Origin of the sequence: Thermogutta terrifontis (assembly GCF_002277955.1) — a bacterium.
Lineage (GTDB): Bacteria > Planctomycetota > Planctomycetia > Pirellulales > Thermoguttaceae > Thermogutta > Thermogutta terrifontis.
This window is the reverse complement of the sequence record NZ_CP018477.1, coordinates 1,572,125-1,597,351: the sequence shown is the minus strand read 5'-3', so window position 1 is coordinate 1,597,351 and position 25,227 is coordinate 1,572,125. Positions and strand designations below refer to the sequence as shown.

Annotated in this window: 19 protein-coding genes; 11 read left to right on the top strand and 8 right to left on the bottom strand. The window is 57.2% G+C overall.

Annotated features, from left to right (window positions below):
- The first annotated feature begins 200 nt into the window (after positions 1–200).
- The gene (locus THTE_RS05985) at positions 201–1,292 is read left to right on the top strand and encodes a DUF1559 domain-containing protein (protein ID WP_095414579.1); all 1,092 of its coding nucleotides are present in this window, start codon (positions 201–203) and stop codon (positions 1,290–1,292) included.
- 265 nt (positions 1,293–1,557) lie between these two features.
- On the top strand, positions 1,558–2,007 hold the full coding sequence (locus tag THTE_RS05980; RefSeq protein ID WP_095414578.1) for a hypothetical protein: 450 nt from the start codon (positions 1,558–1,560) through the stop codon (positions 2,005–2,007).
- 238 nt (positions 2,008–2,245) lie between these two features.
- On the opposite strand, the gene glnA is transcribed toward THTE_RS05980, so the two are convergent.
- The 4 genes from glnA to THTE_RS05960 form a co-directional block, all read right to left on the bottom strand.
- Complete coding sequence (glnA, locus tag THTE_RS05975) at positions 2,246–3,658, bottom strand: type I glutamate--ammonia ligase (RefSeq protein ID WP_095414577.1); 1,413 nt, start codon at positions 3,656–3,658, stop codon at positions 2,246–2,248.
- Between the two features lie 280 nt (positions 3,659–3,938).
- A complete protein-coding gene (locus THTE_RS05970) occupies positions 3,939–4,637 on the bottom strand; it encodes a DUF8091 domain-containing protein (RefSeq protein WP_095414576.1) in 699 nt (232 codons plus the stop codon).
- 178 nt (positions 4,638–4,815) lie between these two features.
- On the bottom strand, positions 4,816–5,364 hold the full coding sequence (gene pyrE / locus THTE_RS05965) for an orotate phosphoribosyltransferase (RefSeq protein ID WP_095414575.1): 549 nt from the start codon (positions 5,362–5,364) through the stop codon (positions 4,816–4,818).
- A gap of 183 nt (positions 5,365–5,547) precedes the next feature.
- Positions 5,548–6,816 carry a L,D-transpeptidase family protein gene (locus tag THTE_RS05960; RefSeq protein ID WP_095414574.1) on the bottom strand — a complete coding sequence of 423 codons (1,269 nt, stop codon included), beginning with the start codon at positions 6,814–6,816 and terminating at the stop codon, positions 5,548–5,550.
- Between the two features lie 424 nt (positions 6,817–7,240).
- Between THTE_RS05960 and THTE_RS05955 the strand changes: the two genes are divergently transcribed.
- Positions 7,241–7,948 carry a DUF4254 domain-containing protein gene (locus THTE_RS05955; protein ID WP_237260211.1) on the top strand — a complete coding sequence of 236 codons (708 nt, stop codon included), beginning with the start codon at positions 7,241–7,243 and terminating at the stop codon, positions 7,946–7,948.
- Between the two features lie 57 nt (positions 7,949–8,005).
- Here THTE_RS05955 and panB read toward each other — a convergent pair whose 3' ends face one another.
- Both panB and THTE_RS05945 read right to left on the bottom strand, forming a co-directional pair.
- Complete coding sequence (panB, locus tag THTE_RS05950; RefSeq protein ID WP_095414573.1) at positions 8,006–8,809, bottom strand: 3-methyl-2-oxobutanoate hydroxymethyltransferase; 804 nt, start codon at positions 8,807–8,809, stop codon at positions 8,006–8,008.
- An 85-nt stretch (positions 8,810–8,894) separates the two neighbouring features.
- Positions 8,895–9,557: a TlpA family protein disulfide reductase gene (locus THTE_RS05945; RefSeq protein WP_168175794.1), complete on the bottom strand. Its 663-nt coding sequence runs from the start codon at positions 9,555–9,557 to the stop codon at positions 8,895–8,897.
- A gap of 579 nt (positions 9,558–10,136) precedes the next feature.
- Between THTE_RS05945 and larC the strand changes: the two genes are divergently transcribed.
- From larC to THTE_RS05910, 6 genes are all read left to right on the top strand, one after another.
- Positions 10,137–11,375, top strand: coding sequence for a nickel pincer cofactor biosynthesis protein LarC (gene larC / locus THTE_RS05940; RefSeq protein WP_338064586.1), 1,239 nt, complete (start codon positions 10,137–10,139; stop codon positions 11,373–11,375).
- Between the two features lie 13 nt (positions 11,376–11,388).
- Entirely contained in the window at positions 11,389–12,099 is a 711-nt protein-coding gene (locus THTE_RS05935) for a hypothetical protein (protein ID WP_095414571.1), read from the top strand.
- Between the two features lie 276 nt (positions 12,100–12,375).
- Complete coding sequence (locus THTE_RS05930) at positions 12,376–13,521, top strand: FAD:protein FMN transferase (protein ID WP_095414570.1); 1,146 nt, start codon at positions 12,376–12,378, stop codon at positions 13,519–13,521.
- A gap of 770 nt (positions 13,522–14,291) precedes the next feature.
- Complete coding sequence (locus tag THTE_RS05920; RefSeq protein ID WP_095414568.1) at positions 14,292–16,088, top strand: B12-binding domain-containing radical SAM protein; 1,797 nt, start codon at positions 14,292–14,294, stop codon at positions 16,086–16,088.
- A gap of 3 nt (positions 16,089–16,091) precedes the next feature.
- Complete coding sequence (locus tag THTE_RS05915) at positions 16,092–16,823, top strand: CPBP family intramembrane glutamic endopeptidase (protein WP_095414567.1); 732 nt, start codon at positions 16,092–16,094, stop codon at positions 16,821–16,823.
- Positions 16,824–17,113: 290 nt separating this feature from the next.
- The gene (locus THTE_RS05910) at positions 17,114–18,205 is read left to right on the top strand and encodes a DUF1559 domain-containing protein (protein ID WP_095414566.1); all 1,092 of its coding nucleotides are present in this window, start codon (positions 17,114–17,116) and stop codon (positions 18,203–18,205) included.
- Positions 18,206–18,269: 64 nt separating this feature from the next.
- On the opposite strand, the gene THTE_RS05905 is transcribed toward THTE_RS05910, so the two are convergent.
- Entirely contained in the window at positions 18,270–19,853 is a 1,584-nt protein-coding gene (locus THTE_RS05905) for a sulfatase (protein ID WP_095414565.1), read from the bottom strand.
- 458 nt (positions 19,854–20,311) lie between these two features.
- On the opposite strand from THTE_RS05905, the gene THTE_RS05900 reads away from it, so the two are divergent.
- Positions 20,312–20,953 carry a 3-keto-disaccharide hydrolase gene (locus THTE_RS05900; RefSeq protein WP_157731819.1) on the top strand — a complete coding sequence of 214 codons (642 nt, stop codon included), beginning with the start codon at positions 20,312–20,314 and terminating at the stop codon, positions 20,951–20,953.
- A gap of 106 nt (positions 20,954–21,059) precedes the next feature.
- Positions 21,060–23,726 (top strand): alpha-galactosidase, encoded by a 2,667-nt coding sequence (locus THTE_RS05895; RefSeq protein WP_168175793.1) that lies wholly within the window; start codon positions 21,060–21,062, stop codon positions 23,724–23,726.
- On the opposite strand, the gene THTE_RS05890 is transcribed toward THTE_RS05895, so the two are convergent.
- On the bottom strand, positions 23,718–24,683 hold the full coding sequence (locus tag THTE_RS05890; RefSeq protein ID WP_157731817.1) for an MBL fold metallo-hydrolase RNA specificity domain-containing protein: 966 nt from the start codon (positions 24,681–24,683) through the stop codon (positions 23,718–23,720). The genes THTE_RS05895 and THTE_RS05890 overlap by 9 nt on opposite strands.
- Positions 24,684–25,227: the final 544 nt, after the last annotated feature.

Genomic DNA, 25,227 nt, shown 5'->3' with positions numbered 1-25,227 from the left:
AACCCGCTCGCTCACGCCTAACGAGTCCCCCAAAACGGAACAGAAAGAACGATCGTCTTTCTCGTGAGCAGCTCACTCCGGAAGCCATCGTCTTTCTCGTGAGCAGCTCACTCCGGAAGCCCTCGTGGGCCCGTTGCGCGCAGGTGACATGCCGTCTTTGTATTTGTACAGGTTGTCTCATGAGGTATGGAGGTAGTTTCATGACGAAGTCTCCGCAACTCTTATTACGCAAAGGGTTTACGCTCGTCGAGCTCCTTGTGGTGATCGCCATCATTGGGATCTTGATCGCCCTCCTGCTGCCGGCGGTCCAGGCAGCACGCGAAGCGGCGCGCCGGAGCCAGTGCACCAACAATCTCAAGCAACTGGGTCTGGCCATTCACAATTTCCACGATGTGAACAACGTATTTCCGATCGGTCAGCCGGACGACGACAACGACAACTACGCGTGGGGTGCGTACATCCTCCCCTACGTGGAGCAGAAACAGATGTACGACACGCTGGTGAGTGGCGGTGCGGCCCTGGTGTACATCCCCGGGGGTGACAACCTCAAAGTACACGGGGCCATTCGGGAGATTCCGGGAGTTTCCCCGGCATTACCCACTGGCCACCCGGTGCGTAGCACGGACACCTACAACTGGTGGACGCAGGTTCGTAACAACCACGGTAATCCGACCGGTGCCAACAATCAGGGTGCTAAAACCATCATCAGCGTGTACATCTGCCCGAGCGACGTTCTGCCTAAGCAGGACAACAACGGCTACGGGAAATCCAACTACTGCTGCTGCCTGGGTGGCGATACCCCCTGGTATGTTCAATTGACCACGGGTGGTGGTCCAAGCTGGTCGCAGCCCAGCGGGGCTTCTGGTCAGAACGGCATGTTCCGGCTGGCACAGACGAACGACTACCATTACGTGACAACCTTCGCAGACATTACGGACGGTTCCAGCAATGTCATCGCGATCGGAGAAGTATCGGAATCAGGGAACGTTACCCGGACGATGATCGACCGCGTTTTCCCGCTGTGGGCAGGTGGTAACAACGACTGGGCGGGTCAATGGCGGATCTCCTCCTGGGCTCGTGTCGCGGGTCAGTACACCCCGATCAACAGCAAAGATACCACCCCCGTCGTAAACATTACCCTCTCGGACTTCGCGTTTGGCAGCAAGCATCCGGGTGGTGCTAATTTCCTGTTTGGTGACGGTTCCGTGCATTTCCTCTCCGAGACAATCGACACGGTCCTCTACGAGCGGCTGGCCGCCATCAACGACGGTAACCCGGTTCAGGTTCCGTAACGGTTAGAAACAACTCGCAAAGCAAACGGAGACCTGGCATTATTTCCGCCAGACGGTCAATCGCGCAGTCGAACTGATCGATCGGACAGTTACGGGCGGGTGCACTCCTGCATCCGCCTTTCTCATTCCCTTAAAGGGCGTGTTGCCAAACCCGCCCTGGTGTGGTAGCTTTACCGCCAAGGTAGATATTCAATCGAGTTGAATTTCGAAAGAGGCTGATCAGGTCAAGGTCTCACCATCGCCCCAGTAGGGAGGAGTGTCTGAGATGAAAGTGCGATCACTGGCAGTTGTATGTGTGCTGTCCGTGGCGACTGGCCTTCTGATTTTGGCCGGTTGTGGACGAAAATCTGGAGCCGAGTACAAGGTGGCGCCTGTCCGTGGTAAGGTGATTTACAATGGCCAGCCGGTGACAAGTGGCGGCATCCGCTTCCGTCCGATCGAGGTTCCCGGCGCCAAAGAAGGCTCACTCGGCAAACCGGCCACAGGAGAAGTCAAAAGCGACGGGACGTTTGTCCTCAGCACGTATGCCGACGGTGACGGTGCCGTGGTAGGCAAACACGAGGTCTCCTATATTCCCGTCTCCAAAGGGGCTGAGACCTACGAGGACAAACCGGAGCCCTCGCCGTACGCCGGTCTGGTCCCCAAGGAAAAGGTGGTGGAAGTTAAGCCCGGTCAAAATGAAATCACAATCGAATTGGTGCCTATGCAGAAATAACTCGGCGGCAAAAGCATTGTCTCACTGAAAGACTTTCCGGACGGCGTGAACCCCAGCTATCGGTTCACGCCGTCTTTTCTTTTAGAAAACCTGGCCCCATTCAGCGCCTGGCTGTTAACCAATCATCAGACATACAAAACGTCGGTCCCGGGTAAGCTGCCGCGACATTCACCCGGGACCGGCGAAACTTCAATGGTTATTGGGGCAACAGTTTGGCAGGGGCGTCGCCCATTGAAAATCAAATATCCGCGTAGAGGCAGAATTCATAGGGGTGCGGACGCAAGCGAATAGCGTCCACTTCGTTCGTCATCTTGTACCAGATCCAGGTGTCGATCACGTCCGGTGTGAATACATCACCCCGCAATAGAAATTCGTGATCATTCCGCAGGGCGTTGAGTGCTTCTTCCAGCGACCCTGGCGTCTTGGGAATGTTCTGAAGTTCCTCCGGCGGAAGATCGTAGATGTCCTTATCGAGCGGATCCCCGGGATGGATCTTGTTCTGAATCCCGTCGATCATGGCCATCAGCATGGCAGCAAAGGCCAGATAGGGGTTGCACGATGGATCGGGACATCGGAACTCGATCCGTTTGGCCTTGGGATTGGCACTGTACATGGGAATGCGGATGGCCGCCGAACGATTCCTCTGGGAGTAGGCGAGATTGACCGGAGCTTCATATCCCGGTACAAGCCGCTTGTAGCTGTTGGTGGTTGGATTTGTGAAGGCGCAAAGTGCCGGCGCGTGTTTCAACAGGCCACCAATCGCGTAAAGTGCGATATCGGACAGCCCAGCGTAACCGCTTCCCGCGAAAAGCGGCTGCCCTTTCTTCCACAGGGAGAGGTGGGTGTGCATCCCGGAGCCGTTGTCCCCGAAGATCGGCTTGGGCATGAAGACAGCCACCTTGTTATGCCGCCGCGCCACGTTCTTGACGATGTACTTGTAAACCATCACGCGGTCGGCCATGGTCACGAGCTCGTCGAAACGCAAATCGATTTCAGATTGACCAGCCGTGGCCACTTCATGGTGCTGGGCTTCCACGGGAACCCCGCATTCAATCATCAGTTGCATCATTTCATTGCGGATATTAAACATCTGGTCGGCGGGCGGCACCGGGAAATAGCCTTCCTTATGTCGCAGCTTATAGCCTAAATTGGGCTTCTCGTCTCGCCCGCGGTTCCATTCACCTTCCACACTGTCCACAAAGTAATATCCACAGTGCGAGGTCTGATCGTAGCGAATGTCGTCGAAAATGAAGAATTCCACCTCCGGACCAACGTAACAGGTATCCGCAATGCCAAGGCTTTTGAGGTAGTTGACCGCCTTGCGGGCAACATTCCGTGGATCCCGGGAATAGTCCTCGCGGGTCACGGGGTCCTGAATGTTGCAGATCATCATGAGCGTGGGAATCTCCGCGAATGGGTCCAGAGCGGCCGTGTCGGGCTGAGGCAGGACCAGCATGTCGCTCTCGTTAATCCGCTGCCATCCCCGGATGCTCGAGCCATCGAATCCAAGCCCATCTTCGAAAACATCCTCGGTAAGTGCGGTCACCGGGATTGTGAAATGCTGCCACACGCCCGGAAAATCCATAAACCGCAGGTCAACTGACTTGACGCCTTTCTCCCGGCAGAATGCGATGACTTCCTTAGGGGTCATACCTTCTCCTCGCTTTGCTCTTGGACAACAGAAGTACCCGATCGGTAAACGCTGAAAACCAAACTGTACCTTCCAACTACCCCAGCCGCAGCCAGGATGTTGATGGAATTGCAGGTTCTATGCCAAAAAATTCGACAAACGCCGAAGCATGGTCTAAGCATGCATGGCGACAGCAGAACGTCAATGTCATGTTGTTTTCGCGCGCGAAACAGACAAGGTCCGGAAAATCACTGCCTAAGATAGGGACTTTTGTGCCCAGATATTGGGCAACGCGGCGCCATTAAGCAACCAGGAGGGAAAGGCGGTCGACGGGAGCGGGTTGCGTCGGCCGCCACGAATATCGCCAGCCGCGACGAGTACGTCCCAGGACCTGCACGGCTCCCGTTTCCCGCAGGCAATACGCTACCTGCTGCGCCCGCCACCGGGGAACTGCGAGTACCGCGGCAAGGTCGGCACTGTCGAACACCTCAGGAAGCTCCGGCAGGAGCAGACGCATATCATCCGGTGTCATAAGGGTCACCGTCTCGCGCACCTGCACGAGCTGGCGGTCGGCGAGCTGATACGGGGGACGGCGCCACGAGCGGCGCTGCCGCGGATAACGGTATTCCACCACATCCACGAAAGCCACGTCGATACGCAGCCTGGGATGGGGAAACACCTTGGCAAAATGGACAAGATCCTCAAACACATCCCACCGGTGTCCCTCTTTTGGACTCTTGCGGTAAGAGATCACCTGGCCTCCCTCTCCTTCCAGCCGGGCAATCGTTCTGGTCATCACGATCGGCTTGACGACCAGCACGCGGTGTTTGTCCAAAAGCGCCTGGGTTTTTCTTCGAATCGCCCAGAGTGGCCCCTGCTGAATCTCAATCAACCATCCATGGCTGGTGGCGTCGATGCGGTAGCCGTCAACAACAACCTCCACAGACGGCGCTGGACCTGCATAAAAACGCTTCAAGTCCGCATGCAGTGAATGTTCCATGGAACGACCCTCCGTGTCCCGAGCCCAAACATTTCACTGACGAACAGAACACCTACCTGTCAAAACCCGAGCGCTTCGATCGGCAATCCGTTCAGATATGGCGAGCAGGCACACTCCTCGTTGAGAAGCTCCGCCGCGGCTGCCTGTCTGCCGTCCGTACGCACGATTTTATGATGGTCTATGCTGGTTCAATGCCGAAATCACGGATCGTAAAAAGACTGGCAAACGGTAGTCCCCGTCGCCGGAACTCCTCCGATCCTCCCTCCAACCTGTCGATGATCCCCAGCACCTGGACGACTTTCAAACCGTACGCTTCCGCCCGCTCAACCGCCTTGAGCGCGGAACCTCCCGTGGTGATGACATCCTCAACGATAGCCACTCGATCGCCCGGAAAAACTGGTCCTTCGATGAACTGTTGGGTGCCATGACCTTTCGGTTCTTTCCGCACCATAAATCCGCGAATGGGTGTTTTGCGAACCGCCGACATCGTGACCACCGCGGCGGTGATCGGATCGGCCCCGATAGCCAGGCCTCCGATGGCGTCCGGCCGAGACTCGGAAAGCAGGTCCAGAAAACCTTCCCCAATGAGCCGGGCCCCTTCGGGGTCAAGCGTGACCTGCTTGCAGTCCAGATAAAATGTTGATGTTTTGCCCGATGCCAGCGTGAATTGGCCGAAGCGGAGTGCCTTTTCACGAATCAAACGGTGCAATTGTTCTCGATCGTACATTCGTCGAGCCTTCCCTTTCGATCAACCGGATGCTTGGTCTCTCTCCCGCATGTTCACTGGTCCTTCCTGATTGTGAGGTCCTTCGTTCGGAAAACCAAGGGCACCGGACAGACTCGGACAATCGTGCGGCCTGGGGCAGCGCTGACTGGCGCCGAAGTTGCAGGCTCGCCATACAGCATCACATTACGGCAGCACGGTCACTCGCGATCCGATCGTCAGAATGTCAAAAAGGTCCTCCATGTCCTTGGCGGAAACAAAGATCGAACCAGGGGCCTGGGGGTTATCAAATTGGGCGGGATCGTCTGTGCTGTGAATTCCCAGGCGTCCTTCCAGGCCGATCCACTTCGGCCCCAGCGGGTTCCGCGGGTCTCCCGCCTCATAAACACCAGAGTCGCTGAAATACCGGGGAAACCGAGTCTTCTCGCGGACCTGATAGCTCCCTTCACACTGACGGGCATCGGTTCCGATTCCGATGCGGAATCGACCAGCATATTTGCCCTGCAACATGAGAACGAGTTCCCGTCGGTGGAGATAAATGACGGCATCAAACGGTCCGCGAAGAACTTTCAGCGTCATCCCGGGAACGAGGTCTTCTGGCTTGGCGATGCCGTTGATTTTGGCGAGCAGTTCGGGCGTGACGTTGTAGCGTTCGGCAATCGACTGGAGGGTATCCCCCGGCTGAACGATATACGGCTTTTCCAACAAATGCTGGCGGGAAAAAACGACGGTGCCCGCCACCTGGTCAAGTAAATCCGTCAGTTGCGCGTCTTCCTGGGGAGTCAACCGGGGATCAGCGTACCAGGCCGTGAGCACCGTATGGACCTGAGAGAATTCTCCCCGATCCAGTTTCCGGTAAGCGGCTTCCAGGAATTCAGCAAATTCTTTGCGGATCCCGCTTTGCCCAATGTCACCCGCTGATGGAGAACCCGAAGAATCCGGCGGTTGCTGTTCCCCGGTCCTGGGATTCGCATTCCCTGCGGTATTAGAAACGTCGGGCATCCCGATTGCTCCCGCCGGGCTCAGGACGTCTGCGGGTGGCCGGCTCATCGCGCTGGCAACGGCTGCTTGCGGGGTCAGGGAAGCCATCTGGCCGTCTTTATTCCGACTTCCATCTCCAGCAACATTCGGGGAGGAAGCTGGAGATGGGTCGCTCGAGGAAGGAACTGTTCCTCCCATAAACGCCGGGGGTGGCTGTCTGCCGGCCGCTACCTGATTTGCATCGGAAGCGGCCCCGCTCATTGGTTGACTGCCTGCGGCGGGGGCATTTCCCGAGTGCTGTGCCAGTTCCGCGGGCAATTCCGGGATGGGTACATTGAGATTACTCGTGGCAGGTGGCGGATGGGCGTCATCGTCACGGGGAGGCGTTGGCGGGGGAGTCGTTACGGCTTTGTAACCGAGATACCCAACGACGAGCAGAACGACCAGGACGCCGATGGTTTTGATCGTTTCCATTGACGGTCCTCCGTGACATGTGGCGATGGTTCGCTCCCTGAACCCCGACCCGCGATAAATGTCCTGTGCCTTCGTTGTCCCGCCAGTTTTCCAGCCGGATGTACCGAAGAGGTGCCGAGACTCCCAAGCGTGCCCATGATACGAAAATGGTAATCATCGGCCAAGAGCAGTTTTCAGTTTTTCGGCTCTCGACGCGTGGCGCGTGTCCGTGGCGCAGCGCGTTACTCGGTGGGGGATTGTTTTTGCCCTTGAGCACAGCCTCCGCATACTGCTAAACTCCCCTTCACGTCTTGTGAGCACCGAGTCACTTCGGTGTAGAGTTTGCACAGGATGAGACGGAGCATATGAAAGTGGGCACTCGACCACGAGCCTGTTGAGCTCGACAAGGTGCTTCCGAGTGCCACTCTTAAAAGGGAGGTTGCCAGTGGTTTCTGCAAAGCAGCCGTCGGGCGGTTATCTGGTCGATTTCGAAACAAGTCAACCCCAGCAAAAACCTGGACCAGATTCCATTCGGCGAGCGAGAAAGACCGCCATGATCGATGTGTTCGCAATCACCGATCTGCATCGAGAGTGCACCGAAAGATGGCACCACGCTCCGATTGACAACCCCTACCGGGGCTTCCTCAATCTGGTTTGCGAACAGCACCAGAGGAATTTTCTTTTGTGGCACGAGGAGGACAAAGCCCGCGATCCCACCGCCAGCGATCACGAAATTGCCGCCGTGAAGCGACGAATCGATCGGCTGAACCAGGAACGCAACGACTGGATTGAGCGTCTTGACGAATACATTCTCAACAACCTTGCCGCTTGGGGAGTGCGTCCTCTTCCTCGGGCCAAATTGAACACGGAGACGCCGGGTGCGGCCATTGATCGGTTATCGATTCTTGCGCTTCGCATCTATCATATGGAGGAGCAAACGCAGCGAACCGACGTGGACGAGGAGCATCGGGAACGGGCCAGGGCCAAGTTGAGCATCCTGCACCAGCAGCACGAAGACCTCAGCACGGCACTGGCGGATCTGCTAGCCGACCTCTTCTCCGGCAAACGCGTGATGAAGATCTATCGCCAATTCAAGATGTACAATGATCCGGCCTACAACCCGTATTTGGCCCAGCGGCGCCCTGCTGCCTGAATCGCATCGTTGCAGATCTGAATAGCGACGAATCGTGCGATACGGCCCCGCTCGATTTCACGAGAAACTGTGCTCCGGTCCGGGAAACTTACCTTCCTGGACCTCTTGAATGTACTGCCGAAGCGCTTGGTTGATGATCTCCCCCAAATTGGCATACTGTTTAGCGTGCTTGGGCTTGCGTCCGCCTGCGGCGTAGCCCAGCAGGTCATGGAAGACGAGAATTTGACCGTCACACCGGGGTCCCGCACCGATACCGATCGTGGGAATCTCGACACTGGCGGTGATTTCAGCGGCGATATCTACCGGGATACATTCGAGGATGACCGCAAAAGCTCCCGCCCGTTCGACAGCCTCCGCGTCGGCGAGCAAACGTTCTCGATCCCTTTCCACGCGGTATCCGCCCACAGCCCGAACGGCCTGCGGCCGAAGCCCCAAATGGGCCAGTACCGGGATCCCCGCCTGAACCAGTGCCGCAATTAACTCTGCCTGTTCCCGCCCCCCTTCCAGTTTCACCGCCTGCGCGCCGGTTTCCTTGAGAATCCGCCCTGCGTTGATAAGAGCGTCCCGCACTCCCGTCTGATAGCTCATAAACGGCATGTCCACCACCACCAGCGCACGGCGCACCGCCCGGCATACCATCTCCGCATGGTAAATCATCTGGTCAAGTGTGACGGGCAAAGTAGTGCTTTTCCCCTGGACCACCATCCCCACACTGTCGCCCACGAGAATCCCATCCACACCGGCCAGGTCGGCCAGCGCAGCCGACGGAAAATCGTACGCCGTTACCATGGCGATTTTTCGGCCGGCGCGCTTCAGAGCGGAGAACTTCGGAACGGTTAAAGGACCGGTATCGACGTTCATCGTCGCGGGCAACTTTCCTTAAACCAGGAACGCGCTACAGCTTGCCGAAACTATCTCGGGAAGGACTCCGCACTCGGGACACCCCTCAAGAGTTGGCTTCTGGGATGACCAGCTCTGGCCCATCCGTGCTCTGGCTCTGGGAAACCGCCGTCTCTTTGAGAAGCCGTTGAACTTCTGCTTCGATCCGTTCGGGATCCGGCTTTTCAGCCTCCAATCCGAAGGTCACTGCCAGCGTGCCATCCCGGCCGAACAATTTCAGATGAGGGAGAGCGCCACTGGCGATGTTAAATTTCGTGAATGCTTCTTCGCCAATTCCGTATCGGCTGACCAATGCCCGTACCTGGCCCGTTGCCCCGTGTTTGATGAGCACGCCTCTAACTTCATCGACCTTCCGCGGATCATTGATATCCTCGATCGCCACAGTCACCACCACCAGTCCCTGGGAGCCATATTTTTCGGCAAGCTCCAGGGTATGGGGCAACAGTTCCATGCACGGCATGCACCACGTCCCCCAGAAATCGACCAGCACGACTTTTCCTTTGTTTTCCTTGAGAATCGCGTCGAGATCCTTTTCGTCGCCCACCTCGACCACCAGGTCGGGCAGTTTCACGGCCGTTTGCTTCACTTCCGCGGACGATTGCTGGGCCTCGCCTTTCGCCGGGTTCTCATTCCTCGAAGCCTGGCAACCCACAAAAGCCAGAACGACAACCGGCATCAAGATCGGAAGAATCCTGCGGGAGAGACTCATGTCGGGGCCTCCGTCGTAGGCATTCCCCAGAGACGCTTCAATGAGTGAAAACGGACCGCATCCTAGCAACCGCGTGCCGCAATCCCTGTTGCGCCAGCACAGTAATTAACCGCTCCACAACAGCCATTTGCCTCATTATTGACGCCGCTGCCAGGCCGATCAAGCCGCGAACTCACCGTCCTCAACACGTGCCAGGGCCAGGTCATCCCCATTTTGGCAAAATCCTATGACTCATCGACCGCCGTTGATCGGACCTGCCAAGCAGGCTTCTCCGAGAAATCCCTCGGAGGGGCACGCTTGTCGTGCCCGGGACAAAAGAATGGGGCGTCAATCGGTGTTCATCGGACGTGACAGGCACGTCCCTGCGAAAAAACCGGAAGGCGGACTGTACCCATGGCATGCCATGGCAAATTGGGAACGAGTGGGGATGAGTCAACTACGCTTGGGCTTGTTTCGCCCCAGGGGTCGTTTAGAATCAGCAGAAGATTACAACCGGTTCCAACGGTCAACCATTCTCCAGGAAAACGAGTTGTCCACCTCTTGTGCGCTGCCGATCAGCAGCGGGTAGACTCATTTTCGATGTGCACTCCGATGAAAACTGCTTACTTCGACTGCTTCAGTGGGATTAGTGGCGACATGGTCCTTGGTGCGCTGGTGGACGCGGGTGTGCCCATCGACGCCATCCAGCAGGTCGTCGATTCGCTGGGGCTGACCAACTGCCGTCTAGAAACTAGGGAAGTACGAAAGAATGGTTTTCGGGCGACCCAGGTTGTCGTCCACACTCCGCACGAGCACCATCATCGGCACCTCCACCACATTGTGGAAATGATTGAGCGATCCTCACTCTCTGACACGGTGAAGGAACAAGCCGTCAAGGTTTTCACCCGATTGGGCGAAGCGGAGGCCCGCGTTCATGGAGTGCCGCTGGAAAAAGTGCATTTTCACGAAGTAGGCGCCGCTGACTCGATTGTCGATATTGTGGGCAGCGTGTTCGGGCTCAGCTATTTGGGAATTGAGGCCGTTTACGCATCGGCCATTCCTACCGGGGGCGGGACAGTCCGCATCGCCCATGGCGAGGTGAGCGTACCTGCTCCGGCGACGGCGGAATTGTTGCGAGGTGTTCCGCTTCTTCCCTGCGACGTGCAAATGGAAATGACGACTCCCACCGGCGCGGCCCTGATTACGACGTTTGCACGGGAGTTCGGGCCCTTGCCCGCCATGGAAATCCAGTGCATCGGGTATGGGGCCGGATCTCGCGACATTCCTCACCGCCCGAATGTCCTCCGCCTTTTTGTGGGGGAACTCGCCTGTGCGAAGGCAACTTCGCCGTCAGTTCTGCGGGACCGCATCTGGGTCGTGCAAACAAACTACGATGATCTTTCCGCAGAGGTCCTCGGTTACACTCTGGAGAAGCTATGGGAGCTTGGAGTTCTCGATCTTTTCACTACCCCGATCCAGATGAAGAAGAACCGTCCGGGAGTGCAACTCACCGTTCTCTGCAATGAGGAACTTGTGCCCGCCGTGGAATCGCTTTTATTCCGGGAAACGACCACGCTGGGGGTACGGTTCTGGCCGGTCGAACGCCACGTGCTCCCACGGCAGGTGGCAAGCGTGCAGACACGTTGGGGGGAGATCCGAGGTAAGGTCCGCGTCTTGCCGGATGGCGTTCAGGAGTTCTCGCCGGAGTTTGAAGCCTGCCGCGAGATCGCACGACGGCATCAGGTCCCCCTGAGGGAAGTTTACGAGGCCGCAGAAGAAGCATTCCGCCACCAGGGTGCACAACAGATGGCAGACGAGCATTCCTGCAAAGGTGGTTGATGGGAGGGGAATTATGGGGCCTTTGCTTCAAATACCCATTGCCCTGGACAACAGCACCCTGTCGTGGATCGTGTTGGCATTGGCGATCGTCTTCATCTGGTTTTCCCTCATCCGGATGCAGCGTCGCGGCGGTCGTCAAGTCCCTCCCTCTCTTCGCGATGAAACACAGCGGAGTGATCTCACCGGCCAAATGCATGAGCCTGGCCACATGCCCCATCCTTCCACTGTCACCGATTGGGAAGTCCGAATGCACGAACTCGCCCGGGACATCGAAGGAAGGATCACCAGCAAGCTGGGACTTCTGGAAAACCTGGTCCGCGAAGCCGATCGGGCGGCCGCACGCCTTGAAGCTGCCCTCCGGGCGAGCGAGCAGCTTCGACAAACGCAGGCGGCTGGAGTTTTGTCGCCAGAGCCCCCGCATGTCCCACAGGGTTCCGCCAGTGGAGAGCCGGGCCCCGTGCCGCCTGAGGTTACGGCTCGGCCTGCCAGCGAGTCAGACAATGCTCCAGCGGACGCTGAGCAGTCGGGGGAACACGACGCAAAAGTTGTGGCAGGGTCGTCACGCGAAGCCAGACCGGCTGAAGAAATTTACACTCTGGCAGATTACGGATACGATCCTGACGAGATCGCCCATCGAACCGGTCTGCCCGTAGGCGAAGTGCAACTGATCCTCAGTCTCCGCAAAACGCGAAAATCTGCCGGCCAGGAAAAATCACAGGAGTAAGGCACGTCTTGCTGCACATTCGGAAAGGGAAGCTGCGAAACTTGATCAGTCGGGCTTAACTCTCTTTGCCCACGCCAGGTGTCTGCTTTGACCAGCCCATATTGAAACTGCGCATGCCAAAGCAGAAGTTTTGTAAAATCAAAGGATAGACACGCCCGGTGAATCGCCGCGGAATGATCCGTGGGCAGGTTCTTCACGCCATGCCCGAACCAATGGTCGTTACCTGTCCCGTACCGACTTTCGACCAATTTCGCAACCGATGCGTCTTTCGTATCAATGACAATAGAAAGCAATCGCCGCGACTTTTTGCGACGGCTGACTCGCGGACAACTCAGCGATGCCGTCGAGCCCACAGCAGCCCCCGCCGACGCAGAGACGCCGAATCCGCAGACGGCCGGCGCTCGACCTACCGTTCCGCGACGCGGGACCTACAAGTTGCAGTTAGGCCGGCGGGCTATGGCCAGCGAATTTCAGGTCATTTTTAACCTGGGCCAGTATGAAAACGCCGTTGAAGTCGGGCTAACTGCTCTGGATCTGCTGGAACCACTGGAGGACATGATGTCCTTCTTTCGACCTCAGGGAGAACTTGGGCGGATCAATGCCGAGGCTTTTCAACGGGAGGTGGAGGTGTCGGCCGAACTGTGGGAACTGCTGGTTTATTGCCGCCAGCTATGGGAGGCAACAGACGGGGCATTCGACATTACGGCAGCTCCTCTTTGGCAGGTGTGGGGCTTCGCCCGGCGGGAAGGACGACTTCCAAGTGACAGTGAAATCAGGGAAGCGCGGGAACTCTGCGGGTGGCGATGGGTGGAACTCGACGCTCGGCGGCAAACCATCCGCTTCCACAAGCCAGGGGTGGCGCTCAATCTAGGAAGTGTGGGCAAGGGATACGCCCTAGATCGCCTAGCGAAGGTGATTATTGAGGCAGGCATTGGGGACTTTGCCCTCCACGGAGGGTTGAGCAGTGTCTTTGCCGTGGGGGACTCCTGGGAACTTTCACCAGCCGAGGGCACGGAAGGCCCACAGGGATGGCCGATCGGCTTGAGCGATCCCCTTCACCCAGGGCGGCGGGTCGGACGTGTCTGGCTGAAAGCTCAGGGATTAGGTACCTCCGGTACAGCCCTTCAGTTTTTCTGGCACAAAGGAAAACGGTTCGGCCACATTTTGGATCCCCGCACCGGATATCCTGCCGACGAGGTGCTCAGTGTGACGGTACTCGCCCCCACGGCGGCCGAGGCGGACGCCCTGGCTACAGCGTTTTTCATCCTCGGTCCGAATGACGCCAGACGCTTCTGTCAACAACGAGGGAATGTCGCCGGTATCTTCCTTCTCAATACCCCTGCAGGGATTCCCCAGGTGGAAATAGTCGGCGATCCACAACCAGCGCTGGAGTTTGGCGAGCGCGGCGGCGATGTTCCATGAAGTGGCCCGCCGGCTGCTCTGGACGGGCAGCCGACTTGGATGTCACTTGTCGATTCGGAACCGGTGGGTGCCGCGGGATTCCAGATCCCAGATTCTGTGGCAATTCGAATGGCATACGATACTTATAACACTTACGTGGAGAAGCGAGACTTTGACGTTGGCGAGGAATAAACCGCTGATCCATATCCATTTTTCGCTGGGATGTGTCAGACACCAAAGGTTCAATATGTTGTAGGGACAATTCATAAATTGCCGCCACATTTTTACGGCAATTGAACTTGGCAGATAAATCCCGCATTTGGATTGCCCAACGTCGCAATGTGGACCTGACAGGCAGGCCCTCCGAGCTGGTTTTCACTCCCGCGGAAGGTCTCGGCGAGGTGCGATTTGCGCGTGACGGCAGTGGAAAAGTCGGGATGGGGCAAGCCAAACCGGAGTTGCATGGCGTTTCGCCTTCGGCTCATAATGACAATCTAAATTGGCAGGATGGCCTTGGCCAAAGACGATTGCACGTATTTTCGGGAGGCTAAGAGGACTGAAGACGTGACCAAACTGACCGGAACTGCGGGATGCCGGGTATTTGATGGTTTCACAGGAGCCGGCATTCGATAGGTGACTCAACAGATAGGGAATGGCTTACTGGTAATTGGCCGGAAGACGCGTATAATTTCCTCAAGCCTTTTCCAGCCGGGCGATCGTGAAGGTCGGTCTGGTCTCGGCGGAGGTGGGTTTTCAGGTGTGTGACTAGTGGTGTTTATGGAGGTTTTCCAGTGGAATTACCCAAACGTGCCAAGAACGACCGTTTTACCCTGCCCGGAAAGTACCGCGAGCTCGAACGCAGCGTGCGGGAACGGGCTGTTAAAGAAGACATCCCCACGCTGATCGTTTATGCTTTTGACCGCAGAACAAGTATCGGACCATTCGTGATGGTCCAGGACATCATGATTCCGGGCGCGCCCCGGGCGCTGGCCTCGGCCATGTATGCGGCTGGATTCCGCAAGATCCGCGTGGTGATGCAGCAGTGGAATCCGAATATTCGTCCCAGCCAAGCCCGAATCGATGGCGAAGTCCCTCAATTGCTTTTGGTTTCCAGCATGCAGATCCATAGCGCCCGGGCGTACGATCTGATTCGAGATGCCTGGACGCTGGGCGACCAGCGCCCGCTGATCATCGCCGGTGGTGCCAAGGCGATCTACGAACCATGGGATTTCTTCGGCCTTTCCAACGATGGAACGGTAGGTGCCGACGTGGTATGCACCGGTGAGGAGTACGTCCTCCTCGAGCTGCTCGACCGAATCCTTGAAAACAAGCTGCCCGGCGAGCACATCCGGTCCGCATTTGAGCGGGTGCGAGAGGAGGGCCTGCTCAATGACATCCACGGATTGGTTTTCCGGCCAGATCCGCCACGTGGCCATCCAGAGTACCTCATCGACACGGGTGTGCAGCGCCTGGTGCAGAATCTGGACGAACTTCCCCTACCGTTCGATGCCCTGGGACTGTTTGAGCCACCGCACAAAAAGACGACCCTCTCGCCTGAGCCACTCCCCGCGGAGAAGCTTGGGAAATACGCAAAGGTCCTGGCGGTAGTCACAACCCACGGGTGCAAATTCCATTGCCCATATTGTCCCATTCCGGCGTACAACCAGGACACGTTCCGGTTCCGCAGCCCGGAACGGTTAGTTGAAGAATTCACAGGAATTTACAAACGCTCGGGAATCCGGTTCTTCTTCGGCACCGACGACAATTTCTTTAACAATCGGCAAACGGTGGAGGAAATTTTCTCCGTGATGGCCAAGGCCGAAATTGATCGTAAGCCGCTGGGTGACTCGATCATTTTCGCCACAGAAGCCACGGAATTCGACGTGCACAAGAACCTGGATCTCATTCCCCTCGCCCGAAAGGCAGGCCTGCGGAGCATCTGGTTTGGAATCGAAGACCTCACCGCCGATCTTGTCAAGAAAGGACAGTCGCCGGAAAAGACCATCACGGTCTTCCGTGAGCTCATCAAGCATGGGATCGCCCCTATGCCCATGATGATGCATCACGATAATCAACCGCTGTGGACCTGGCGGAGTCTCCGTGGGCTGATCAATCAGGTCGGCTTCCTGCGGAAAGTGGGCGCGATCACGTGCCAAATCACTCTCCTGACTCCTTCCGTGGGAAGCAAAGGATATGAAAAGCCCTATCAGGATGGCATCGTCCTGAAGCGAGTGGCGGGACAACCCGTGGAGGACTATCACTACGACGGCAATCGTGCCATTGCGACGGCGCATTCCAGCCCCCTGCAAAGGCAACTCAACATGCTTGCGGGATATATCGCGTTCTATAATCCTCTCAATCTGCTGCGGGCCCTGCCGCGGTTCGATCCCCTGTGGGCCGAGAGAGTGTTCACGCAGATCCACGGCATGATTGGCGTCGTGAAATCGGTGTGGAATGCCCGACACTGGCTCTACCAATTGGCAGTGGGTCCGCTGGAATATCACGACGCACCCCCGGGCCCCAAGTACCCGTTGATCACCCCGACTCGGGCCACTCAGCCTTTGCCGGTGCCCGTGCTTCAGGGCTGATCCATGGAAGCCGCTGCTGAAAGCGGTGTCAAACGGTGGGCACTCGCCCTGGTGCTGTTGTTCCTGATGGTAACCCCCACGGTATCCGCCGTGGGGTATTTTGTTTTGGCCGAGGAACTGCCCTCTTGGATTCAGCAAGCCCTTTACGCCGCAGCGAAGCTGGTGATGCTCCTTCCCGCTGCGTGGCTTGTGTGCGTGGATCGGATTTCTCTCCGGGTCCCTGGTCCAAGACGTATCGAAGTTTTCGCCGGCTTGGGGTTTGGGATTGCGGTGGCAGCGGGTATGGGGCTGCTTTATGTCTTTCTTTTCAGGCCCATGGGCGTGTTCAGCGAGGCCACCGCAGCCATTAAAAACAAAATTATCGGTTTCGGAATAGACACGCCGAGCCGATTTTTAGCCTTTGCGGCAGTCATTTCGGTGGCACATTCTTTCCTGGAAGAGTACTACTGGAGAGGATTTGTTTTTGAAAAATTACGGCTTTTTCTGTCAGCCGAAATGAGCGGTCTCCTCTCGTCGGTGGCGTTCACCGGGCATCATGTCATCATTCTCGGCAAATACTTCGGCTGGGGCTCGGTCTATCAGATTCTTTTCTCAGCCGGCGTAGCCATTGGTGGTATCGTCTGGTGTGTCATGTTCCACCGCTGGAGGACGCTCTACGCCCCATGGATCAGTCATGCCTGCATTGATGCCGCTATCTTTGCGATAGGCTACGACCTTTGCCGGCAAATCTTTTAGGGGACACGAAGCCGCCCCGAAAAAGACTCCTTAAAAGACTCCTTTTCGCTCACGGCACGAAACCGACAGCCAAAAAATCCGCGTGGATTACCAAACCAGAACATTTACGCAGAGACAAATTGATCACCACCCTATCGCACACTGAGTAAAAATATCGCACAATTGCACTAGCAAAGTCATTGACATGTCACTTCTCCCCGGATAAGCTATTCTACACGGGACCAGGCAATTGGCTGAGGGTGTTACGGCTTTGGCTGCGGTATTGGTTCTACTCTAGCTGGAGGTGACTCATGCGGATTGGTGGTTGTTCTCATCGGCAGGCGTTTACGTTGGTGGAGTTGCTTGTCGTCATTGCGATTATTGGGATTTTGATCGCTCTTCTGTTACCTGCCGTTCAGGCCGCGCGAGAGGCCGCCCGGCGAAGCCAGTGTTCAAACAATCTGAAACAGATCGGCCTAGCCATCCACAACTTCCATGATGTGAACAAGGTTTTCCCCGTCGGGCAACCCGACGACGACAACGACAACTACGCCTGGGGGGCTTATATCCTCCCCTTCATCGAACAGAAGCAAATGTACGACACGCTGGTCAGCGGGGGAGCCGCCCTGGTCTATATTCCGGGCGGAGATAATCGCCTCGTTCACGGGGCGATTCGAGAAATTCCCGGGGTCTCCCCGGCCCTGCCCACCGGTCACCCCGTTCAAAACACGGACTCCTACAACTGGTGGTGCCAGGTCAGAAACAACCATGGCAATCCAAACAATCAGCGGGGTGTGGCAGCCAAGACCATTCTTCCCGCCTTTCTCTGCCCCAGTGATGTTCTTCCCAAGGAAGATAACGACGGTTACGGGAAGTCCAATTATTGCTGCTGCCTGGGAAGCGACGAGCCCTGGTCGAGTTACTTCATCGCCAACGGTGCGACCAGTTGGAGTCGGCCGTCGGGCGCCACTGAGCAAAACGGCATGTTTCGGCTGGCCCAGACCAACAATTTCCACTACGTCATGACGTTCGCCGATATCACCGACGGCTCAAGTAATGTCATCGCAGTGGGAGAAGTCTCGGAAACTGCCAATGTCACACGGACGATGATCGATCGGGTGTTCCCGCTTTGGGCCGGTGGAAACAACAACTGGCAGGGACAGTGGAGAATTTCTTCCTGGGCCCGACTCGTCGGTCCTTTCGCCTATTTAAACAACAAGGAGGTGAATAACATCATCAACAGCCTGAGCCCTTCCGATTACAGCTTCGGAAGCAAGCATCCCGGGGGAGCGAACTTCCTCTTCGGGGACGGGTCCGTGAAATTCATCTCCGAGACCATCAACACCACCCTCTACGCCCGGCTGGGTGATATCCGAGATGGGAACCCGGTTCAGGTGCCGTAAAGCCACCGAGTTCGCGCAACCGCCAGGCAAATCTTCTCGGAGGGAGCGTCCGGCTCACACATGACTATTTGGAAATCTTGGGAAAGGACGCCGCTTCACTGTCCGGTTTTGCTGCCTTCCAGCCGGCTTCGAGCTGCTGATGAAGCTGGGCAACAAGATCTTTGTATTCCGGTCGCCCAGCCAGGTTGACATTTTCGAGCGGGTCTGTGGTGTGGTCGTACAGTTCGACCGCCACAGGCTCGCCTCCGCCCGACGGTCGCCACTCGGTGTAGCGATAACGGTCCGTCCGCATGGAATAGCCCATCACCTTCCCCCGCGGATACTGGCTGAAGGCGGCCTTCTGCCAGGGGCGTTGGGGATTCTCGAAGAGTGGAACGAGGCTGGTTCCTTCCAGCCCCTCTGGAATCGGCAGGCCGCAGAGTTCGCACAACGTTGGATAAATATCCACGAATTCGACGAGCGCATCCGTCTTGGCCCCGGGATGTGGCTGGCCGGGCACCCGGAAAATGAGGAGACTCCGCGTGGCAGTTTCGAAATTCGTGTGTTTACACCACAGACCATGATCGCCGAGGTGCCAGCCATGATCGCCCCACAGGACCACGATGGTTGAATCGCGCAGCCCAAGGCGATCCACCTCGGCCAGCAGACGGCCAATCTGGGCATCGACATAGCTGGTCGCCGCATAATACCCGTGTACCAGATCCCGGGCCATCGAGTCCGGCAGAGGGCCCGCGGCAGGAATCCCCTGGTAGGCGCGGAGTTCGCCCCAGTTCGTCAGGGCGATGGGGGGACAATCCTTGGGCGGAAACGGATTCGCCGCCAGAGGAATGTCCTCTTTTCGATAGAGGTCGTAGTATTTTTTGGGCGCCACAAAAGGAAGGTGCGGCTTTAAATATCCTACCGCCAGAAAGAACCGGCGATCTTTAAGCTCCTGCAATAGTTCGATGGCGCGGTTGGTGGTCTCGCCGTCTGGCAGGGCGTCATCGGGGACATCAGGGTCTTCCCACGCCGGACCATACACCCGATACTGGGGTGCCGACAACCGCAACGGGATGCCGGTTTTGGGATCCTTCTCTAAGACCCTGGTAGCCGGTCCCGCCTTCTTTCGCATCTCTTCCCGACGCCGATCCAAATCCGCCAGCGTCTCAGGTTTGCCATACATCGGCTTGCTCGGGGACCAGTGAGGAACGCTCCAGCTTGCTGGGTCGTCCAGCCCACCGTGATAGATCTTGCTCAGGCCCTGTGTGTGGTACCCATGATTTTTGAAGTGCTGGGGTAACGTGATCACGTCTGGTAGCGTTTTCCGGAAATGTGTTTGCAGGTCATACACCCGAGTCGTGTCCGGTCGGCGCCCCAGCAGCAGCGAAGTGCGCGAAGGGCTGCAAACCGCCTGCTGGCAATAAGCTCGATTGAAAAGCAATCCCTGGGACGCCAGCGCGTCGATGTGGGGCGTCTTAATGATGGGCACCCCGTAACATCCCGCTTCCGGCCGCAGATCGTCCACCGCGATCATCAAGACGTTATACTTGCCGGACGGCTTGTTTGCCGTCTCCGAAGCGAAGGTTCCCTCTCCACCATGGCGCACCCCCGCCAGCGCCAAGGTCAATACTGCCAGCAGGGGGCCAGCAGCCCTCAAAAAGTTCTTCATGGCGACACTCCTGCGAGAAAGTTTACCCAATGGCCGAATCGGCGACTGCCTCACAATTCGTGTTTTGTCCGTCGGCCTGTCAAAGACAACATTGCAATCCTGGTTGCCCCAATATCAATAGCGCGATAGAGTGCCATCGCACGGCAGAAATTTCCGGCCGATTCCGTCAGGCATGAGACATGCTCCCCCGGTGGCATCCTCGGCTTAAAGTGTTGCACGCAAAATCCACTGGGAAAAGCATTGACCTCCCAGTACGTCGGGGCGACACTTTCGCGATTCTTCCCTTATGACCAACCCCGGATAAAAAAACGCAGCGGGCTTTTCGTCACCACCGAGCGGTTGACGCCCCGCCACTCGGGGATTACTGTGTTATTGGCCAAATGATCACGATGGCCGGCGAATGTAGATTTCTTGAACATGTAGTTGTCCCAGAGAAAGCAGCAGACGGAGGATGCCCCATGAAGAAGCTACTCGTCGCAGTGACTGAAATGTTTGTGCTGGCTGTTTCCCTTAATTTGCTTTATGGCACCTGCGTTGGGGCCGAGGAATTCCGTGGAAAATGGAAACCCCTCTGGGACGGCAAAACCTTTAAAGGGTGGCATACAATCGGCGTCGGCACGTGGACTATCGAAGATGGCGCGATCGTCGGCCGTAAGAAAGCGGAAGAAAAAGAGTTTGGACATCTCGTCAGCGACGATGTGTTCAAGGATTTCGTGGTCCGACTTAAATTCAAGGTCCTCCAGGGAAACAGCGGATTCTATTTCCGCGTGGAAGAAAAAGGCTACAGCGGTGTTTCTGGCTTCCAGGCGGAAATCGCACCCGACGCCAACACCGGCGGACTTTATGAGACGAATGGTCGGGCATGGGTGGTCCAGCCTTCACCGGAAGTCGTTAAAAAGGCGTTCAAGCCCAACGAATGGAACGAGATGATCGTGGCGGCCAAAGGTGGGGACATCACTGTTTGGGTGAATGGGGTGAAAACCGCCGAGGTCAAAAACGATCCCGGCCGGCGCGAGGGTCATTTTGCCCTCCAGCTCCATGGCGGCAACGACATGCTCGTGATGTTCAAAGACATTAAAATCCTGGAACCTGAGGAATAATCACGGCAAGTACATTAGCGGGACGATCGCACATCGCCGAGCATCGTTTCGCTATGACACTGAAGTTGATCATTCCATGCGGCTCGCACGGCAGAGGAGGTTGTCTGTGCGCACACCTCATACGCTCACTGCGTCAACCCTGATGGGAGCCCTGGTGTTTTTGGGACCGCTCGCCCTTGGCCAACCCACACCTGCACCGGATGAATTCGCAGCCCGCGAACGATGGCTGGCAGAGCATCGTCCCGGCAAAGGCTCTCGCTTGCCCTTCTCGTTCCGTTATGGCGGGCAACCTTCCGACGACCTATTGCCGCGATGGAACCTTCAGGAGGAGGCCAAGCCTGCGGAGGAGGGACGCGAACAACACGTTTACACCTGGCGTGATCCCCTGACGGGTCTGGTTGTCCGCTACGAGCTCACCGTGTATCACGATTTTCCCGTCATCGAATGGGTCCTGGAGTTCAAGAACGACGGTTCGGACGCCAGTCCGATCTTAGAAAATGTTCTGGCGATGGACGAGTCGTGGGCGCGACAGGGCCAGGCCGAGTTTGTGCTCTATCATCATCGTGGCTCTCAGGCTTCACAAAGGGACTATGAACCTCTCGTAACTGTTCTTTCCTCCGGTGAAGCCAAGCGATTGAGCGGAGCCGGCGGCCGGCCGAGCAACACCGACTGGCCGTACTTCGACATCGCCTACGACGATGGGGGGCGAACCATCGCCGTGGGCTGGCCGGGACAGTGGCTGGCGAACTTCACCCGTGAAGGCGAACGCCAGCTGCATCTCCAGATCGGACAGGAAGACTGCCATTTGCGGCTTTTGGCTGGCGAATCTATTCGCACGCCCCGTATCGTCATCCAGTTCTGGCAGGGAGACCGCATTCGGGCACACAATCTGTGGCGACGGTGGATGATGAAGCACAGCATGCCCAAACCAGGCGGTCAGCTCCCGCCGCCTCAATTTGTGGCCTCTTCCTCCCGGGCATACGAAGAGATGATCCACGCCAACGAGGAAAACCAGATCATGCATATCCGCAGGTATCTGGAAGAAGGCCTTAAACCCGACTACTGGTGGATGGATGCAGGCTGGTACATCCAAGAGCAGGGCTGGCCACAGGTCGGCACGTGGGAGGTGGACCCACGCCGTTTTCCTCGTGGTTTTAAGCCCATCAGCGATTTCGCTCATGCCCATGGCGTAAAAATCCTCGTTTGGTTCGAGCCCGAGCGTGTGATGCCCGGGACCTGGTTGTACCAGAACCACCCCGAATGGCTGCTTTCGCCGAGCGGCCGAAATCACGCCCTGGCTGGGATGCGGGCATGGCGCAGCCGATCTTTCACAACTCCCGACCCCAACGTAAGTTGCAACCTCGGAGATCAAGTATGCCGCGTCGCTGGGATCGAGTGGACGCCGGGACGCCTTTCGTTTCATCCCGGCCCGAAAGGGGAATTCAGCGTCGTCCGATTCACCGCCCCCTCTCCGGGCGAATACCGTATCAACGCCCGCTTCCTGGCTATCGACCAGCAAACCACAACTTCGGTTCATATCATCCGGAACAACGAATCCCTCTTTGAGGGCAAAATCCGTTTGGATGGTGCCGGGCCTGAAGCCTCCTACCAGGGCACCGTCACGCTCCAGTCGGGAGAGACGCTCGACTTCGTGGTGGGCTTCGGTAACGGCAGCTACATCTGCGATTCTACCGGTCTGGAAGTTCTCGTCGGCGGACCGGATGGGCGTGTGTTCCACGCAGCCAAGGACTTTAGCCCTGAGAAGAACCCAACGGGCGTGTGGTCCTACGGATGGATGGCGGCGGGTGCTCGACCTGATCCGACGACCTTCAAACTCTATGACCTGCCGGCTCAACCCGAACACGAAGGTCCACGCCTGCTTGACCTGGGGAACCCTGAAGCCCGGGAATGGTTGACGAACCATATCGATCGGCTGATCACCGAACAGGGAATCGATCTCTATCGAGAGGATTTCAATATCGATCCCCTTCCCTTCTGGCGAGCCGCCGACACACCCGACCGCCGAGGCATCACGGAGAATCACCACATCACCGGGCATCTTGCCTACTGGGACGAATTACGGCGTCGCCATCCCACTATGCTCATTGACTCGTGTGCCAGTGGCGGCCGCCGAAATGACCTGGAAACGATGCGACGGGCAGTCCCCCTGTGGAGAAGCGACTATGCCTATGAACCCATCGGCCACCAGGGCATGACTTACGCGCTGAGCTTCTGGCTTCCTTATCACGGCACTGGCACCGTGGCCTACACCGGCGCCCCGTATTATGGTTCCGGGCCAACCCCAGTTCAGCCCTATGCCTTTTGGAGTAACGCGGCTCCCAGCTTAGGATGCGGCATCGACATCCGCGTTAAAGAATTGGACTACGAGACGCTCCGCCGACTCTATCGACAGTTCCGCGAAATATCTCCCTGTTACTACGGAGATTATTACCCACTTACTCCTTATAGTCTGGAGAAAAACGTGTGGATCGCCTGGCAGTTCGACCTCCCAGAAGAAGGCCGCGGCATGATCCAGGCGTTTCGCCGCGACGAAGCCCCGGAGCGGTCGCCGCTATTCCGACTTGGCGGCCTCCAATCTGATGCCAGCTACAATCTAAAGGCGTATGATTCGGACTGGAATCTCACGGAAACAGGCCGCACGTTGATGGAAAAGGGCTTTTCACTGTTCGCCAAGGAAGCTCCCAGCGCCATCGTGATCGTGTACCACAAAGTTTCACACCAGGCCAGCGGACCGGCGCGGGCGTCAGAATAACGTCTTCTGCGTCGGACGGTCGAGCAGGTACGCCTCCCATCCCCGCACTTGAAGGTCCCGCACAAAACATTCCGGCCCATGGGTGGTGTAGATGACACGTGGGCGAACCAACTCGATGAGTTCCAGTAATCCGTCGTAATCTGCGTGATCCGAGAACGGAAACGCCAGATCCACCCCCAGCCGGTAGCGTGCCGAGGGGTCCATAGCCCATCCTGTCACCGCGATGCGGCATATGTGGTCGTTGACGAGGTCCAGCTTCGTACCAGGCGATACAACCAGCACTTCGCCCGGACGCATTGTTCCATCGAACACTCGGTATCGGCCCACATTGACGCCAAATGACTCGTAGATACGACTGATGTCGGCCACATGTCGATGAACGGCTAAAGTTAACCCCGCATCGCTGAGGCGCCGAGTTACCTCCTGCGCCTTGCCCAGCGCATAAGCAACAATAACGGGTGTTTTCCCCTCCTCGAAAAGCCTGAAAATCGTATCCACCAGATCACGAAAAACCACATCCTCCGGTGGGAAGCGGTACATCGGGTGGCCGTATGTACTTTCCATAATCAGGATATCGGCAGCGACGGGCTCTGCCGGTGGGACCGTGAATGACCGTCGTAACTTGAAATCGCCGGTGTAGAGAAGTCGCTCTCCGGCATATTCCACCAGGAGCATTGCCGAGCCCAGGCAATGACCCGCGGGATAAACCGTCAACCGCACTCCCGCCCAGTTGATGGACTCGCCATATCGCAGAGTGCGAACGGTCCGCGGACCGAGACGATGGTTTAAAAGAGCGGCCGTCTCTTCCGTGCAGAGGACATACTCGTGTCGGGCAACATGATCAGCATGCGCGTGCGAGACAAAGGCGCGGGCCTGACGAAATCGGGCATCAACCGCCAGATCAACCGGAAGGAGTTTGAGGGCTCGATCGTAGTAAAAAAGAAACTGTTTGGGCATAGCTCCGGCGTCTATTTTCGCACCATGACGAACCGCACCGGTCACCATCTCCCCCGGTTGTAGCTATCAGGTGGCCGCACGTTTTTCCCAATGGTCTTGTCCATTGGACATACTGCTCTCGAAAATGTCGGACCCGCGACCTCCGACACATTCTCGCGTTTCATCTACTGTCCGGGACGCGGACGTCCACACGGGTTTACGCAGGAGCAAGACGCAGACCGGAGGAATCCGCTTGTTATGTCCGCTTTCGGAGGGACGTGCTCGCCACGTCCGATTTTAGCATTGGATGAACCATTTTGCTCTCACGGGCATGGCAAGCGTGCCCCTCCGAAGGGCTTTCCGAAAGGAGCGGTTTGTCAAGTTCATATCCCAGCCATGGATGTTCCACTTCATTGACAGGGTCCGCTTGCTTATTTGGATTTCCATTTAACCGCAGGAGCAATTCATGAATTGCCCCTACAGCCCATGGGCTCCCCGGCATCTCATCGCTTGCATAAGAGTGGCGACGGATCAGTCGCGGCCTCGGTTGACCCCGGAGAAATCG

Coding starts and splice junctions, on each gene's coding strand:
- THTE_RS05915 (WP_095414567.1), top strand. CDS start 16,092: ATGGAAGCCGCTGCTGAAAGCGGTGTCAAACGGTGGGCACTCGCCCTG.
- THTE_RS05930 (WP_095414570.1), top strand. CDS start 12,376: ATGACAATAGAAAGCAATCGCCGCGACTTTTTGCGACGGCTGACTCGC.
- larC (WP_338064586.1), top strand. CDS start 10,137: ATGTGCACTCCGATGAAAACTGCTTACTTCGACTGCTTCAGTGGGATT.
- THTE_RS05890 (WP_157731817.1), bottom strand. CDS start 24,683: ATGCCCAAACAGTTTCTTTTTTACTACGATCGAGCCCTCAAACTCCTT.
- THTE_RS05960 (WP_095414574.1), bottom strand. CDS start 6,816: ATGGAAACGATCAAAACCATCGGCGTCCTGGTCGTTCTGCTCGTCGTT.
- THTE_RS05945 (WP_168175794.1), bottom strand. CDS start 9,557: ATGAGTCTCTCCCGCAGGATTCTTCCGATCTTGATGCCGGTTGTCGTT.
- THTE_RS05970 (WP_095414576.1), bottom strand. CDS start 4,637: ATGGAACATTCACTGCATGCGGACTTGAAGCGTTTTTATGCAGGTCCA.
- panB (WP_095414573.1), bottom strand. CDS start 8,809: ATGAACGTCGATACCGGTCCTTTAACCGTTCCGAAGTTCTCCGCTCTG.
- glnA (WP_095414577.1), bottom strand. CDS start 3,658: ATGACCCCTAAGGAAGTCATCGCATTCTGCCGGGAGAAAGGCGTCAAG.
- THTE_RS05905 (WP_095414565.1), bottom strand. CDS start 19,853: ATGAAGAACTTTTTGAGGGCTGCTGGCCCCCTGCTGGCAGTATTGACC.
- THTE_RS05910 (WP_095414566.1), top strand. CDS start 17,114: ATGCGGATTGGTGGTTGTTCTCATCGGCAGGCGTTTACGTTGGTGGAG.
- THTE_RS05935 (WP_095414571.1), top strand. CDS start 11,389: ATGGGGCCTTTGCTTCAAATACCCATTGCCCTGGACAACAGCACCCTG.
- THTE_RS05980 (WP_095414578.1), top strand. CDS start 1,558: ATGAAAGTGCGATCACTGGCAGTTGTATGTGTGCTGTCCGTGGCGACT.
- THTE_RS05900 (WP_157731819.1), top strand. CDS start 20,312: ATGAAGAAGCTACTCGTCGCAGTGACTGAAATGTTTGTGCTGGCTGTT.
- pyrE (WP_095414575.1), bottom strand. CDS start 5,364: ATGTACGATCGAGAACAATTGCACCGTTTGATTCGTGAAAAGGCACTC.
- THTE_RS05985 (WP_095414579.1), top strand. CDS start 201: ATGACGAAGTCTCCGCAACTCTTATTACGCAAAGGGTTTACGCTCGTC.